This window comes from Chelatococcus sambhunathii, assembly GCF_001418005.1.
Taxonomy (GTDB): domain Bacteria; phylum Pseudomonadota; class Alphaproteobacteria; order Rhizobiales; family Beijerinckiaceae; genus Chelatococcus_A; species Chelatococcus_A sambhunathii.
In genome coordinates this window covers 537,309-550,703 of sequence record NZ_LIOL01000002.1, presented here as the reverse complement: position 1 = coordinate 550,703, position 13,395 = coordinate 537,309, and the positions used below count along the sequence as shown (strand labels likewise).

Annotated in this window: 14 protein-coding genes; 3 read left to right on the top strand and 11 right to left on the bottom strand. The window is 69.3% G+C overall.

The window, feature by feature from the left end:
* Position 1: 1 nt before the first annotated feature.
* The 8 genes from ASC46_RS06100 to ASC46_RS21205 all read right to left on the bottom strand — a co-directional run bounded on the left by ASC46_RS06100 (position 2) and on the right by ASC46_RS21205 (position 7,389).
* The gene (locus ASC46_RS06100; RefSeq protein WP_245280482.1) at positions 2 to 583 is read right to left on the bottom strand and encodes a GntR family transcriptional regulator; all 582 of its coding nucleotides are present in this window, start codon (positions 581 to 583) and stop codon (positions 2 to 4) included.
* Positions 584 to 797: 214 nt separating this feature from the next.
* Complete coding sequence (locus ASC46_RS06095; RefSeq protein ID WP_055458376.1) at positions 798 to 1,544, bottom strand: ATP-binding cassette domain-containing protein; 747 nt, start codon at positions 1,542 to 1,544, stop codon at positions 798 to 800.
* Between the two features lie 62 nt (positions 1,545 to 1,606).
* The gene (locus tag ASC46_RS06090) at positions 1,607 to 2,551 is read right to left on the bottom strand and encodes a sugar ABC transporter substrate-binding protein (protein ID WP_055458375.1); all 945 of its coding nucleotides are present in this window, start codon (positions 2,549 to 2,551) and stop codon (positions 1,607 to 1,609) included.
* 56 nt (positions 2,552 to 2,607) lie between these two features.
* The gene (locus ASC46_RS06085; protein ID WP_055458374.1) at positions 2,608 to 3,549 is read right to left on the bottom strand and encodes an ABC transporter permease; all 942 of its coding nucleotides are present in this window, start codon (positions 3,547 to 3,549) and stop codon (positions 2,608 to 2,610) included.
* A 198-nt stretch (positions 3,550 to 3,747) separates the two neighbouring features.
* On the bottom strand, positions 3,748 to 5,238 hold the full coding sequence (locus ASC46_RS06080) for a xylulokinase (protein WP_055458373.1): 1,491 nt from the start codon (positions 5,236 to 5,238) through the stop codon (positions 3,748 to 3,750).
* A gap of 6 nt (positions 5,239 to 5,244) precedes the next feature.
* A complete protein-coding gene (locus ASC46_RS06075; RefSeq protein WP_055458372.1) occupies positions 5,245 to 5,892 on the bottom strand; it encodes a DsbA family oxidoreductase in 648 nt (215 codons plus the stop codon).
* Positions 5,893 to 5,918: 26 nt separating this feature from the next.
* Positions 5,919 to 7,181, bottom strand: a complete 1,263-nt coding sequence (locus ASC46_RS06070; RefSeq protein WP_055458371.1) for an AMP-binding protein — start codon at positions 7,179 to 7,181, stop codon at positions 5,919 to 5,921.
* A 13-nt stretch (positions 7,182 to 7,194) separates the two neighbouring features.
* Positions 7,195 to 7,389: a hypothetical protein gene (locus tag ASC46_RS21205; protein WP_141659657.1), complete on the bottom strand. Its 195-nt coding sequence runs from the start codon at positions 7,387 to 7,389 to the stop codon at positions 7,195 to 7,197.
* A 135-nt stretch (positions 7,390 to 7,524) separates the two neighbouring features.
* Between ASC46_RS21205 and ASC46_RS06065 the strand changes: the two genes are divergently transcribed.
* Positions 7,525 to 8,259 (top strand): invasion associated locus B family protein, encoded by a 735-nt coding sequence (locus tag ASC46_RS06065; protein ID WP_055458370.1) that lies wholly within the window; start codon positions 7,525 to 7,527, stop codon positions 8,257 to 8,259.
* Positions 8,260 to 8,353: 94 nt separating this feature from the next.
* Here ASC46_RS06065 and hspQ read toward each other — a convergent pair whose 3' ends face one another.
* Positions 8,354 to 8,683: a heat shock protein HspQ gene (hspQ, locus tag ASC46_RS06060; protein ID WP_055458369.1), complete on the bottom strand. Its 330-nt coding sequence runs from the start codon at positions 8,681 to 8,683 to the stop codon at positions 8,354 to 8,356.
* Between the two features lie 95 nt (positions 8,684 to 8,778).
* Positions 8,779 to 9,822, bottom strand: coding sequence for an HpcH/HpaI aldolase/citrate lyase family protein (locus ASC46_RS06055; protein ID WP_055458368.1), 1,044 nt, complete (start codon positions 9,820 to 9,822; stop codon positions 8,779 to 8,781).
* Positions 9,823 to 10,069: 247 nt separating this feature from the next.
* Between ASC46_RS06055 and ASC46_RS06050 the strand changes: the two genes are divergently transcribed.
* On the top strand, positions 10,070 to 11,044 hold the full coding sequence (locus ASC46_RS06050; RefSeq protein WP_055458367.1) for an AEC family transporter: 975 nt from the start codon (positions 10,070 to 10,072) through the stop codon (positions 11,042 to 11,044).
* A 10-nt stretch (positions 11,045 to 11,054) separates the two neighbouring features.
* Complete coding sequence (locus ASC46_RS06045; RefSeq protein ID WP_055458366.1) at positions 11,055 to 12,164, top strand: CaiB/BaiF CoA transferase family protein; 1,110 nt, start codon at positions 11,055 to 11,057, stop codon at positions 12,162 to 12,164.
* Here ASC46_RS06045 and ASC46_RS06040 read toward each other — a convergent pair.
* Positions 12,156 to 13,391 carry a UbiH/UbiF family hydroxylase gene (locus tag ASC46_RS06040; protein ID WP_055458365.1) on the bottom strand — a complete coding sequence of 412 codons (1,236 nt, stop codon included), beginning with the start codon at positions 13,389 to 13,391 and terminating at the stop codon, positions 12,156 to 12,158. The genes ASC46_RS06045 and ASC46_RS06040 overlap by 9 nt on opposite strands.
* Positions 13,392 to 13,395: the final 4 nt, after the last annotated feature.

Below are 13,395 nucleotides of genomic sequence, written 5' to 3'. Positions count from 1 at the left end.
GTCAGCTCATCAGCGACAGGCCGTGCCGGTGCAGGGCCTTGAGATGCTGCTGGACCGCGCGGCGCGCGCGTTTGACATCCTCGGCTTCGAGCGCGTCGACGATGGCGAGATGGTCGCCAAAGGATTTCTCGCGCCGGCCGCTCCAGCGCATCTCGCCGAACAGGCGCGTGGCGATGCGCAGCGCGCGGATGGTCTGCCGCAGGGCGCTGTTGCCGCAATGATCCGTATAGAGGCTCTGCACGGCCTCCTCGATCTGCAGGACGGTCTCCGGCGGAACCTTGCGCTCCGCCTTGGCGCTTTCGATCTCGGCGCGCACGCCGCAGAGCGCCGACTGATGCACGCGCCCGATGGCCAGGGTGGCCGCCTCCGGCTCCAGGAACTCGAGCACCTTCAGGCTCTGGAGGTATTCGATGAGGTCCACCTGGCGAACCACGAAGGAACGGTTCGAAGCCTTGGCGACCAGTCCCTCGCCCTCGAGGCGCTGCAACGCTTCCCGGAGCGGCGTGCGCGAAATGCCCAGCATGTCGGCGATGCGGGCCTCGACGATGATCTCGCCACCCTTCAACCGGTGTTGATAGATCATCTCCGAAACGGCGCGATGTGCCAAACATGAAAGGCTGGAATCAGCCTCTGCAACTGTACTGGATTCGTTGGTTTGCATATAGTCACCATTCAGCTGTCGAAAAGCTGTCAATGGTCGTTCAGATAACATTCAGGATTGGCGCCGGCGCGTCAGTCTGTGCTGGATTGCGGCCAAAAATACCTCAAAGAATGCATGATCGCGTTGGATCGATATATCAGCTTTCCTTGCCGGTCATGACCATATGGGCGAGGCCGTCGGCGTCGAGGCCGGCGACGGGCCGGTCGATGACCTTGCGGCCGCTCTTGAGGATGGCGACCCGCGTCGCCACCGCGGTGACGTCCGCCATGTTGTGGCTGATCAGCACGACGGTGCGGCCTTCGGCATTGAGCTTGCGGATGAGGTCGAGCACCAGCGCCGTTTCCTTCACGCCGAGCGCCGCCGTCGGCTCGTCCATGATGACGACCTGGGCATCCCAGTGCAGGGCGCGCGAGATGGCGACCGCCTGGCGCTGGCCGCCGGACAGGCGCTCGACCGGCCGGTGCATGTCCTCCACCGCGACCGACAACCGGCCGAGATAGCCCTTGGCCAGTTCCTCCATGCGCCGCTTGTCCAGGATATGGACGAAGGGCAGCAGCGGGCGCGTCAGTTCCGCCCCCATGAAGACGTTCTGGACGATCGACAGGCGCGGGGCGAGGGCAAGGTCCTGGTAGATCGTGGCGATGCCCTTCGCCAGTGCATCCTGCGGCGAGCGGAAGCTGACCGTCCTGCCGTCGAGCGTAATGGCGCCGGCGGACGGCTCCTGCGCGCCGGAGATGATGCGCACCAGTGAGGACTTGCCGGCGCCGTTGTCGCCGCAGATGGCGAGCACTTCGCCCCGCCCGATGTCGAGGTCGATGCCCTTGAGCGCGGCGACCGCGCCGTAGGACTTCTCGATGCCGCGCAGGGAAAGGACGGGCGCCATGGATCTCGCCGTTCGGGTTGGGCGCGGCCGGCAGTTGCGGCCGCGCAGGTCAGCTTGCGGACCTACTTGATGAATTCCTTGACGTTCGTGGCGTCCACGAGCGTCGCGTCGGTGAAGAGATAGGGGCCCGCCGTCACCGAGTCCTTCGGCTGCTTCTTGACGACGATGGTGTCGATCGCCTCGACGGCGGAGCGGCCCATGCCCTCGAAGGGGATGGCGACGGTCGCCATCAGCATGCTCTCCGGATCGGCGATGCGGCGGTAGGTCTCGGGCCCGCCGTCGATGGAGACCAGCACGATGTCGCCCTTCTTGAGGCCCTGGGCCTGCATCAGGTCGTCGATGATATAGGCCTGCCCGTCAAAGGAGGCCCAGATGCCGTTGATCTGGCCCTGGTTCTTGAGGAGCAGCGCCTGCATGCCGTTGCGCACGTCGTCGCGCCAGCTCTGCGTGCGCGCCATGCTGTGCTTGCCGATCTCCTTGACGGCCGTGTTCTCGGACAGGACGACGTCGAGCACCTTGCCGCGGATGCGCGTGCCGACATTGCCCTCGAAGCGCTGGGTAAGGATGTTGCCGCGGTAGCCGAGCTGGCCGAGCAGGTAGAGCGCCGCATCGGCGCCGACCTTGTACTCGTTCACCTGCACGTCCATCAGCGTGTGCGGGCTCGTGCCGGCCATGACGGTGATGACGGGCACGCCCGCCTTGCTGGCAGCCTCGAGCTGCGCGTCCGCCTCCACGGGCTTGCCCATGGCGATGACGATGGCGTCGACCTTCCGCGCGATCAGCGCATCGAGCTGCTCGGCATGCTTCGGCAGCGCGCCTTCGGAATTGAGCAGGGTGACGTTCCAGCCCTTCGCCTTGGCGGCCTCCGCCGCGGCGTTGGCGACACGCGCATGCGTCTCCGACGACATCTGGAAGGCGACGATGCCGAGCTCGAAAGCCATGGCGGCATTGGCGGACAGTGCCAGCAGCGCCCCGGCTGCGGCGGCGATGAGCGACGTCTTCTTCATGTTTCCTCTCCCCAGCCCCGATCGATCCTCGATCAGTTGATCTTGGCGCAAACTCCCTACAGCTTAAACGCAGCTTTCTTCAGCGCCGTGGCAGACAGTGCAACGGAAACGATGATGATGAGCCCGAGCACGATGTCCTGCACGTAATAGGCGGCGCCCATCAGGACGAGCCCGTTGCCCAGCACCTTGAGGGTGAGCGCGGCCACGAGCGTGCCCGGCACGTTGGCCCGGCCCGGCTCGAACATGGTCATGCCGAGGAGCACCGCAGCGATGGCATAGAGGAAATAGTCGCCCGCCATGTTCGGCGCGGCCGAGGACAGGCTCGCCGTGAGGAGCACCGCGGTGACGCCGGCGAGAAGGCCCGAGAGGGCGAGGCCGAGGCGCTTCATGCGCCCGGTCGCGATGCCGGCGAGCCGGGCCGCCTCGTCCGCCTCGCCCGTCGCCGTCATGTGCACGCCGGTGCGCGTGCATTTGACGAGGAACAGCGCCCCGCCGGCGACGAGGGCGAGCCAGATCACGAGGTTGGGGAGGCCGAGCATGCTGCCGCGCGCGATGCCCGTGAACTCCGCCGGCCAGCGCCCGACGAAGGCGACGCCCTGCGTGATCATGAAGGCGAAGCCCTTGGCGATTGCCGCGGTGCCGAGCGTGGCGATGAGTGACGGCACCTTGAGCCGCGTGACGGCGATGCCGTTGAAGAGGCCGGCGCCGAAGGCGACGAGAAGGCCGGCCGCGACGGCGAGGAGCGAAGACTGGCCCGCCTGGATCAGCGCCCCCGTCACCACCGCGGCAAGGCTCGCCACCTCCGCCACCGACAGGTCGAGCTCCGACGTGATCAGCGCCAGCGTGAAGCCGATGGCGAGGATGGCGAGGAAGCTCGTCTCCTTGAGCACGTTGAGGAGGTTGGTCGGCGCCGCGAAATTCGGCGCGAAGGCGACGAAGAACAGCGTGAGGGCGAGGCCGGCGACGGCGGTGCCGTAGGTTTCGAGGAAGGAGCGCATCAGCGGTCGATCGCGCGGGCGATGCCGGCAAGGCGGCGGCGGGGAAGGGGCGCGAAGGCGGGAGACATTCGGCGGACGGCGGCTCGGCGGGCGCTGAGGCTGGCGGAGCGGGCATCGTTAGCAGACTGGGGATGCCCCGCAAGCAGAAAGGGCACGAATTGTGTGCGCCGCGCGCATGAATTGTGTGGCCAGCCGGCGTTACGTCGGCGTTTCGAGATGCGCGAGGTCCGCCGTCAGCGGCGCCAGCATCGGCACGGCGCGCCGGAACTGCGCATGGAGCGCGTCATAGAACGGGCGCCGGTCGCCGCGCGGCACGTGGCGACGGGCGGGCCGGGCCATGCCCACCTGCGCCGCGGCAAGATCGGGATAGGTGCCCGCGGCGACCTGGGCGAGGGCGGCGGCGCCGACGAGGCCGGGCTCGCCTGCCGCGCCGACGACCACGGGCCGGTTGCAGACGTCCGCCTTCACCTGCGCCCACAGCCGGTTGGCCGCTGCGCCGCCGCCGAAGCGGATCTCGCTGCAGGTGATGCCGGCCGCCGCCTCCGCACGGGCCAGGACCTCGCGGTTGAGCAAGGCGATGCCCTCGATCAGCGCCCAGGCGAGGTCGCCCGCCCCGTGGCGGCGGTTGAGGCCGAGGAAGGCGCCGCGCATGGCCGGGTTCCAGTAGGGCGTTCGCTCGCCCTGCAGGAAGGGCAGGAAAAGCACCGGCGCCCGATCCCGCGGCCGGGCAAGCAGCGTCTCGAACACCGCGGGCACATCGGCGTCCTCGCCGCGCCAGCCGGCCAGCAGCTCCGCCAGCCAGCGTGCCGTGTCGGCACCATTCTGGCCGGGGCCGCCGATCTGGTTGAGGCCGTCGCCCCAGTCGATCGTCAGGAGCCCCTCGGCCGTCCGGTCCGCCGGGCTCATCAGGCCGAGCACCTCGGTGGTGCCGGAGATGTTGTAGGCGAAGCCCGGCCGCATGGCGCCGAGGCCGACGACCGCCGCCCACGTATCGTGCGAGCCGCAGACGACAGGCCGTCCCGCGAGCCGGGCGAGCGCCCCGCTGGCATCCTCGCGGATCGTGCCGACCGTCGCACCCGGCGGCAGGAGCGGCGGCAGGACCGCATCGCTGATGCCGGCGCCCGCGAACAGGCTCGCCGTGCCCGCATTTGCGGCACAGGCAGTGAGGCGCGCGGCGGAAATGGCATCGCTCGCCACGATGCCGGTCAGGCGGGCATTGATGAAATCCTTTGGGTCGACGACGTGCGCCAGGCGGCGGTAGGCCGACGGCGCATAACGCTGCAGCCAGGCGAGTCGGGCGAGCGGGTGGAAGGCGTTGACGTGCGTCGTCTCGGGATGGCTGGCATCGAGGCGCGCGCGCAGCTCCTCCGCGAGCTCGGCCGCGCGCGCATCCCGCCACGTGATGGCGGCGTGGACGGGCGCCCCGGCCGCATCGAGGAAGACCTGCGTGCGCGTGATGCCGCACACGGCGACGGCCGCCGCGCCGGCGAAGGCTTCCGGCGCCTTGCGCGCAAGCTGCTCGGCCGCCGCGGCGAAAAGGTCCCACCAGGCCTCAGGCGCAATGCCACCGCCGTCCTCGTGCTCGCCCGGCGAGGCGAGGGTGACGTCCTGCCGGATGGCGCCGGCTTCGTCGACGAGGGCGAGACGGAAATGCGAGCCGCCGATGTCGCAGGCGAGGACGAGGGGCATCGCGGCTCAGCCCGCGAGGGTTTTGTCGATGACCTCGACGAGCGTTTCCGGAGCCTGGGCGCCGGAGACCCCGTAGCGCCCGTCGAAGATGAAGAACGGCACGCCGGAGATGCCGAGCCGCGCGGCGGTCGCGATCTCCTCCCGCACCGCGTCCTTGTCCTCCTCCGTCGCGAGCCTTGCGGTGACTTCCGCCGGATCGAGGCCGCCGCTCGCCGCGGCCTCCGTGAGGACGGCGTGGTCGCCGATGTCGCGGCCGGCGAGGAAATAGTCCGAGAACAGGCGTTCGACGACCGCGTCCTGGTGGCCGAGCGGCTGGGCCCAGCGGATCAGTCGGTGCGCGTCGAGCGTGTTGGGCGAACGCGCGATCGCCTCGAAACGGAAGGTGATGTCCGTGTCCGCGGCGGCGGCGCGAACGTTGTCATGCAGGGCGGCGATGCGTTCGTCGTCGCCGAACTTCCGCCTGAGATAATCCTTCCGGTCGATGCCGCCTGAGGGGATTGTCGGGTCGAGCTGGAACGGGCGCCAGTTGACGGTCACGGCGATATCCGGGCGCTGCGCCAGCGCCGCCGCGAGCCGCCGCTTGCCGATAAAGCACCATGGGCAGACCACGTCGGAGACGACGTCGATGACGAGGCTGGCGGAGGGCGCGGCCATGGCTTGTCCTTTCCGGCGATGGCCGCTCAGGCGGCCGGCGGCTCCGCTGCTTCGGAGATGGCGAGAATGCGCGCGTCGAGGCTGTCGACCCGGTAGGGCAGGCGCCGCCAGCCGTCGGCGAGGGGCGCACCGCCCGGCCACTCGAACCGCCCGACGGGCGCAATTTCGGTCGCGCCGCCGCGCACCTCGAGGTGGCCGCCGATGCCGCGTCGGGTATCGAGCAGCGGCTGGCCGTTCATCATGGGGGCCGGCTGCGGGCCGAGCATGAGGGTCGGCTGGCCATTGCCGCCGCGCACGGCGCACAGAAGTGCGAACTCGCCGATGTCGAGGACATCGACGATGTGGGCTTCGCCGGCGGCATCGGACGGCTCGGCACGGAACGGCACCTGATGGACGAAGGCGACCCGCCGGCGCCGGTCGCGCAAGAGGCCGCTTGCGGCCAAGGGCTGCTCGAGCCAAGCAGGCGCGACGAGGAGCGCCTGCGGATCGGCGACCAGCCGGTCCGCGAGCGGGCGGCTGTCGAACAGCGCCTGCATGATCAGCGGCGCGCCGCTGATGAGCGCAGCGGCGAGGCCGCAGCTGAGGCCGGCGAGATCGTCCGGCGCCAGCAGTGAGATGATCTGCTGGCCCGCACCCAGCTTCGCCGCGAGGACGAAAGGCAAGGCGCTCGCGATCAGCGAGGCCTCGCTACGCAACAGGGGCGTTGGCCGATCGGGACGGTTGAAGGTGATGACGCCGGGTGAAGCCGCAGCCGGGGCAGGCACCGGGTCCTCCGTCTCCGCCAGCACCGTGTCGAGGGCGACGACGCCATCCGGCACCTTGTCGCCGAAGGCTGCGATGAAGCGCAGGCCGAAATAGCGCGCCGCAATGTGCCGCGCCATGTCAGCCGGCCGCATGCCGGCGAGCCTGCCGATGGTGAGCAGCGCCTGGACGCCGGCGGCCTCGCAGGCCTGGGCGAGGGGCGGCGCATCCCAGCCGAGCGGCAGCAGCGTGGGGCAGAAACCCGCGCGCATCGTGGCGAGAATGGCGATACATGCCTCCGGCCCGGACGGCATCAGAATGCCGACGGCGGCCTTTGGATCGAGCCGCACGTTGCCGAGAACGGTGGCGAGCCGTGCCGACATCGTGTCAGCTTGCGCGAGGCGCATCTCCGCGCCGAGCAGGCTCGCGACCGGCTCCGCCGAGGGCAGGGAGGCGAACGCCGGCCGCTCCGGCGAGCGGCGGGCCGAGCCGGTGAGGAGACGGGTCAGGCTGAGGCGCGCCCAGATCTCGTCATCGAGGGCAGCCACTCGCTCCTGCGCTTCACTGCGTGTTGCCGTCACCCAGCCTTGTTTCCCTTCTACGAATCGCGCGCTCCATCATGCGCATCTTGGCCGGTTGTTGCCAACGAAAGGTCACCGGCCGGTGTCCTGTCTCGCGTTCAGGTCCGTAGAGCGCCTTCCAGCCTGCTGGCGCCCGGCGGCGGAACACGATAAAGGAGTGCGCGAGTCGTGTCATTCAATCGCCTCATTCGGCGCGGAATGCAGCGTCTCCTCGCGTGATGGTCGTTTCGCCGGCCGCAGCGGAGATCGTTCCGCCACCGAGCCAGTCCAACGGGCGCCGCGCCCGTCGAACCGTGAAAGAGGAATTCTAATGGGCCTCATGACGAACACCGCGGCGAAGCGCACGCCGCTCGCGATGGTTGCGGTCGTCGCAGCCGCAGCGACTGGCCTTCTGCCGGGTCTTGCCCATGCACAGCAACAGCCGGCGCCGCAGCAGCCCCAGCAACAGCAGCAGGGGCCGACGATCGTGCAGGTCAAGCCAGAGCCGTCCCAGACCGACTGGACGAAGGTCTGCGGCCGGGACCAAGCAGCCAACAAGGAAGTCTGCTACACGACACGCGACTTCGTGTCCGACCAGGGCCAGCCGGTCCTGGCCGTGGCGGTTTATGAGGTCAAGGGCGACCCGACGCGCATCGTGCGCTTCCTGATGCCGCTCGGCCTGCTTTTGCGCCCGGGTGTGCGCTTTACTGTCGACCAGAACCAGGCGACCCCCGGCCAGTACGCCATCTGCTTCCCCAACGGCTGCTTCGCCGAAGCGCAGGTGAAGGACGACTTCATCGGCCAGATGAAGAAGGGCAACACGCTCAACGTCAGCGTGCAGAATCAGATGGCGAACGAGGTGACCTTCGCCATTCCGCTCGCGGGCTTCACCAAGGCCTATGACGGCGCGCCGATCGACCCGAAGGTGCTCGAAGAGCAGCAGCGCAAGCTGCAGGAAGAGCTCCAGAAGCGCTCCGAGGAACTGCGCAAGCGTCTCGAGCAGCAGCAGGGTGCGGCCGGCGCCAGCGGCGCCGCCCCGGCCAACGGGCAGAAGCCGGCTCAGTAAGGCCTCGCTCGGATCGCACAAGACAAAGGCGCCGGTCTCCCGGCGCCTTTTCATTTGGCCTATGTCTGGACTTTGAGGGCGGAAACGCGTCGGCCTAATTGTCGAAACCGTGCCGCACCCGGTAATTGCCTTCGGCCGTGCGCTCGAAGATCTCATCGACCTGCGGATGGCGTATCGGCTCCTGCGAGTGGTCGGGCTCCAGGTTCTGCTCCGAAACGTAGGCGATGTATTCCGTCTCGTCGTTCTCGGCGAACAGGTGATAGAAGGGCTGGTCCTTGGCCGGACGCTGCCCCTCGGGAATGGCGAGCCACCATTCCTCGGTATTGTCGAAGGTCGGGTCGACATCGAAGACCACGCCTCGGAAGGGATAGATCCGGTGCCGCACGACCTGGCCGATGCCGAACTTTGCTGAACGCGTCTTCATGGTGCTTTCTGTCCCGTCTGCTAGGACATATAGAGGGGGGCAGGCGCCGTCAACGCGGTGCAACAATAGCTAACTTTCGGCAGCATTGCGGTTTTTCACAAATTGTAGAGCGCACGCCGGTCCGGGTCCTTGTCGGCGACCGCACGCGCGAGATCGACGATCACCTTGGCCTGCTTCCAGGTGGCGTCGTCCTGCATCTTGCCGTCGATCATCACGGCGCCGGTGCCGTCCGGCATCGCCTCGAGGATGCGCTGCGCGAAGGCGACTTCTTTCGCATCGGGGCTGAACACCCGCTTGGCGATGGCGATCTGCGACGGGTGCAGCGACCATGCCCCCGCGCAGCCGAGCAGGAAGGCGTTGCGGAACTGGCTCTCGCAGGCCGCCTCGTCTGAAAAGTCGCCGAAGGGGCCGTAGAAGGCCTTGAGCCCGTTGGCCTGGCAGGCATCGACCATGCGGGCGATGGTGTAGTGCCAGGGGTCCTGCTGGGCGCTGGCCCGCTCGATGCCCTGCGCGCTGCGGTCCGCAAGCACCCGATAGTCCGGATGGCCGCCGCCGACGCGGGTCGTCTTCATGCCGCGTGAGGCGGCAAGGTCCGCCGGGCCGAGACTCATGCCGTGGAGGCGCGGGGAGGCAGCGGCGATGTCGTCGACATTCTTGACGCCTTCCGCCGTCTCCAGGATCGCGTGGATCAGGATGGGCCGGCCGATGCCGTGCCGCGCCTCGAGCTGGGCGAGCAGCTGGTCGAGGTAGTGGATGTCCCACGGGCCTTCCACCTTCGGCAGCATCACGACGTCGAGCTTCTGCCCCACGGCCGCGACGATGGCCATGACGTCGTCGAGCATCCAGGGGCTGTTGAGGGCGTTGATGCGCACCCACAGGCCCGTCGTCCCGAAATCGCAGCCCTCGGCCATTTCGATGAAGCCGGCGCGTGCGGCCTCCTTGGCATCGGCGGGGATGGCATCCTCGAGATTGCCGAGCAGCACGTCCACCTCGCCGACGATATCGGCCACCTTGGCGCGCACCTTCTCGATGTGCGGCGGGATGAAATGGATCATCCGCTCGAGCCGCGTCGGCAGCTCCCGGAAGGGCTGCGGCGCGCCGAGCGCCAGCGGGCGATAGAAGTTGCGCGGCAGTTTCATGTCGTCTCCACCCTCGGATCGCCGGTTCCCGGCATTCATGCTGCAGTGCAATAGACACCAGTTGCGCCGCGTCGTCCATTGGCCGGAGGGCGAAGGGACGACGGCTGACCAGGCGCTCCACACGCCGGGCATGCTGTTGCGCGGGGCTTTCCGTGCATGGGGCCCCTGCGCTTGCGGCGGTTGTGCTGCCGGCCCCGCACGTTATGCCTTGAGCCGCGGGCGCCACGCCGCCCGCCGGGAGCCCTCGATGACGGACCTTGCCGCGCTGATCAGCCTCGTTGCGCCCTTCTTCGGGCTCATCGCGCTCGGCTTCTACTGCGGCAAGCGGGTGCATATTCCCGAGGGCGGGCTCGCGTGGATGCAGTTCTTCCTCATCTACGTCGCGCTGCCGCCGCTGTTCTACCGGCTCATCGTCAACACGCCGATCGAGGAACTCGCCAACTGGCCCTTCATCGCGGCGACGACCCTGTGCACCTTCAGCGCCTTTGCGATCTCGTTCTCGGCGGGAATGGCGACGTCGCGCGGCGACATCTCGCAGGCGACCCTGCGCGGGCTCGCGGGCGCCTATTCCAACATCGGCTACATGGGGCCGCCGCTCGTACTCGCCGCCCTCGGCAGCGGGGCCAGCGCGCCGGTGGCGCTGATCTTCGTCTTCGACAACATCCTGCTCTTCACGCTCGTGCCGTTCCTGATGACCATCGGCGGCGCCGACAAGCGCAGCTTCGCCGAGACGACGCGGGCCGTGGTCTGGCGGGTGGTGACGCACCCGTTCAACCTCGCCACCGCCGCCGGCGTCGCGGCGAGCTATTTCAGGCTCACGCTGCCCGACTTTGCCGATAAGATGGTGACCTGGCTCGCCGGGGCGGCCGCGCCGTGCGCGCTCTTCATCCTCGGGGTGACGGTGGCGCTGCGGCCGCTGGGGCGCCTGCCGCTCGAGGTGCCGGCCCATGTCTTCGTCAAGCTCATCATCCATCCGCTGCTGGTCTGGGTGGTTCTATCGGCCTTCGGCGATTTCGATCCCGTCTGGGTCTACGCGGCGGTGCTGATGGCGGCGCTGCCGCCGGCCCTCAATATCTTCGTGTTGTCGACGCAGTATCGCATCGGCCTGGAACGCGCCTCGGCGGCCATCCTCGTCGGCACCGTCGCCTCCATGGTGACGCTGACGGGCTTTCTCTGGCTCATCAAGACGGGCAGGATGCCTCACGATCTGTTTCCGTCGTGAGGGGTAATTCATGGCGCATCTGCCGCTCGAGGGCCTCGTCGTCCTCGATTTCTCGACCCTGCTACCGGGGCCGCTGGCGACCCTTATGCTCGCCGAGGCCGGGGCCGAGGTGATCAAGGTGGAAAAGCCGCAGGGCGACGACATGCGGCACTTCCCGCCGCAGCTCGGCGAGACTTCGGCGCCCTTCGCCGTCCTCAACGCCGGCAAGCGCAGCATCGCCCTCGACCTGAAGAACCCGGACCAGCGGGCGGCGCTGCGCCCCCTCGTCGAGCGGGCGGATATTCTCGTCGAGCAGTTCCGCCCGGGCGTCATGGCGAAGCTCGGCCTCGGCTACGAGGCGCTGAAGGTCATCAACCCGCGCCTCGTCTACTGCTCCATCACCGGCTTCGGGCAGGAGGGGCCGCGGGCGCAGGAGGCGGGCCACGACCTCAACTATGCCGCCGTGGCGGGGCTCCTGTCGCTCAGCCCCGGCACGACGCGGAGCCCGACGGTGCCGCCGATGCTGGCGGCCGACATCGGCGGCGGCTCGCTGCCGGCGGTGCTCAACATCCTTCTTGCCCTGCGCCGGCGCGACCTCACCGGCGAGGGCATGCACCTCGACATCGCCATGAGCGACGCGATGTTCACCTTCGCCTGGTATGGCCTCGCCCAGGGCCACGCCACCGGCCGTTTCCCGGGAGCGGGGGAGAATGTCCTTGCCGGCGGCTCGCCGCGCTACGGCCTCTATGCCACCCGCGACGGGCGCTTCCTCGCCGTGGGGGCGCTGGAGCAGAAGTTTTGGGACACCTTCTGCGGTGCGCTCGACCTGCCGGAGGCCCTCCGGGACGACCGGCGCGATCCGGCGGCGACGCGTGCGGCGATCACTGAACGTATCGCTGCGCAGGACGCGGACGAGTGGCGCCGGCGCCTCACCCCGCTCGACTGCTGCTGCACGGTGGTGGCCAGTCTCGACGAGGCGGTGCGCGACCCGCATTTCACGGCTCGCGGGCTCATGGGAGCGACCGCGGCGACGCCCGACGGCAGCCGCATTCCGCTCGCCGCCGTGCCGATCGACCCGCAGCTGCGGCGCGCCCGCGACGAGCAGCGCCCGGTGCCGGCGCTCAAGCCCGCGTCACAATAGCGGGTCGGCAGCCCCGGCGCGGGACATCAGCCGCGGCAGGCGCGCGTGCGGGGCGAGCCCCTCGCGCATGACGAAGCGGCGCAGCGGCCCGATGAGATCGAGCGCGATGAGGCCGGCGCCGCGCAGGAGGTCGGCCGGGAGGAAATGGGCGAGCAGCGTCCGGTTCAGCGCGTCGACGCCCGTCGTCCTGAGGCGCACGTCGAGCCGCCGGCCGCGTTCGTAGGCTCCGAGGGCTTCCGGGCTGCCGATGTCGAGGCCGCGCGTGCGCGCATCGACCACGGCATCGCGCAGGTTGGCGACGTCGCGCATGCCGAGATTGAGGCCCTGTGCGCCGATGGGCGGAAAGACGTGGGCCGCCTCGCCGGCGACGGCGATGCGATCGGCGGTGAAACGCGCGACCGAAAGGCCGCTCATCGGCACGCGCCCGCGTCCGCCCTCGACGCGCATACGCCCGAGCATGGACCGCGCCTGCCGCTCGACGGCAAGCGCGAAGCTTTCGTCGTCACGCGCCGCGAGCGTCTCCGCCTGCTCAGGGCTGCATACCCACACGAGGCTGGAGCGTAGCCCCGGCAGCGGCACCAGCGTGAAGGGCCCCGAGCGGGTGTGGAACTCCGTCGACGTGTCGCGGTGGTCGCGGCTGTGCGCGAGGATCGCTGTCAGCGCCGTCTGCGGATAGGACCATTCGCGGATGTCGATGCCCGCGTCGGCCCGCATGCGCGAGTTGCGTCCGTCGGCCGCCACGACGAGGGGCGCCCTAAGGATGCGGCCGTCGTCCAGGCTCGCTTCGGCGAGGTCGGCGCCGGCGGTGAAGGCGGTGGCGGACGCAGCCACGCGCGCGAGGCCCCGCGTATTGTCCGCGAGGGTAGCAAGGCCCGCGACCAATGTCGCGTTCTCGATGTTGTAGCCGAAGGCGTCGAGGCCGATCTCGCCGGCGTTGAAGGTCACCGGCGGCGGGCGGAAGAGGTTGTCCGTCGCATCGATGAGGCGCATGTGCGCCATGGGGGCCGCCTGCATCTGCAGGCCGTGCCAGGCGCCGATGGCATCGAGCAGGCGGATGGAGGCATCGAGCAGCGCCACCGTGCGCCCGTCGCGCGCCGTGCGCACCTCCCCGACGAGCGTGGTGCGGAGGCCTTCCTGAGCCAGTGCGATGGCGAGGGCGAGGCCGGCTGGGCCGGGCCCGACGACGATGACATCGGCGTCCGCCGCCGGGACTTTCCGCTTCGCCATCGCA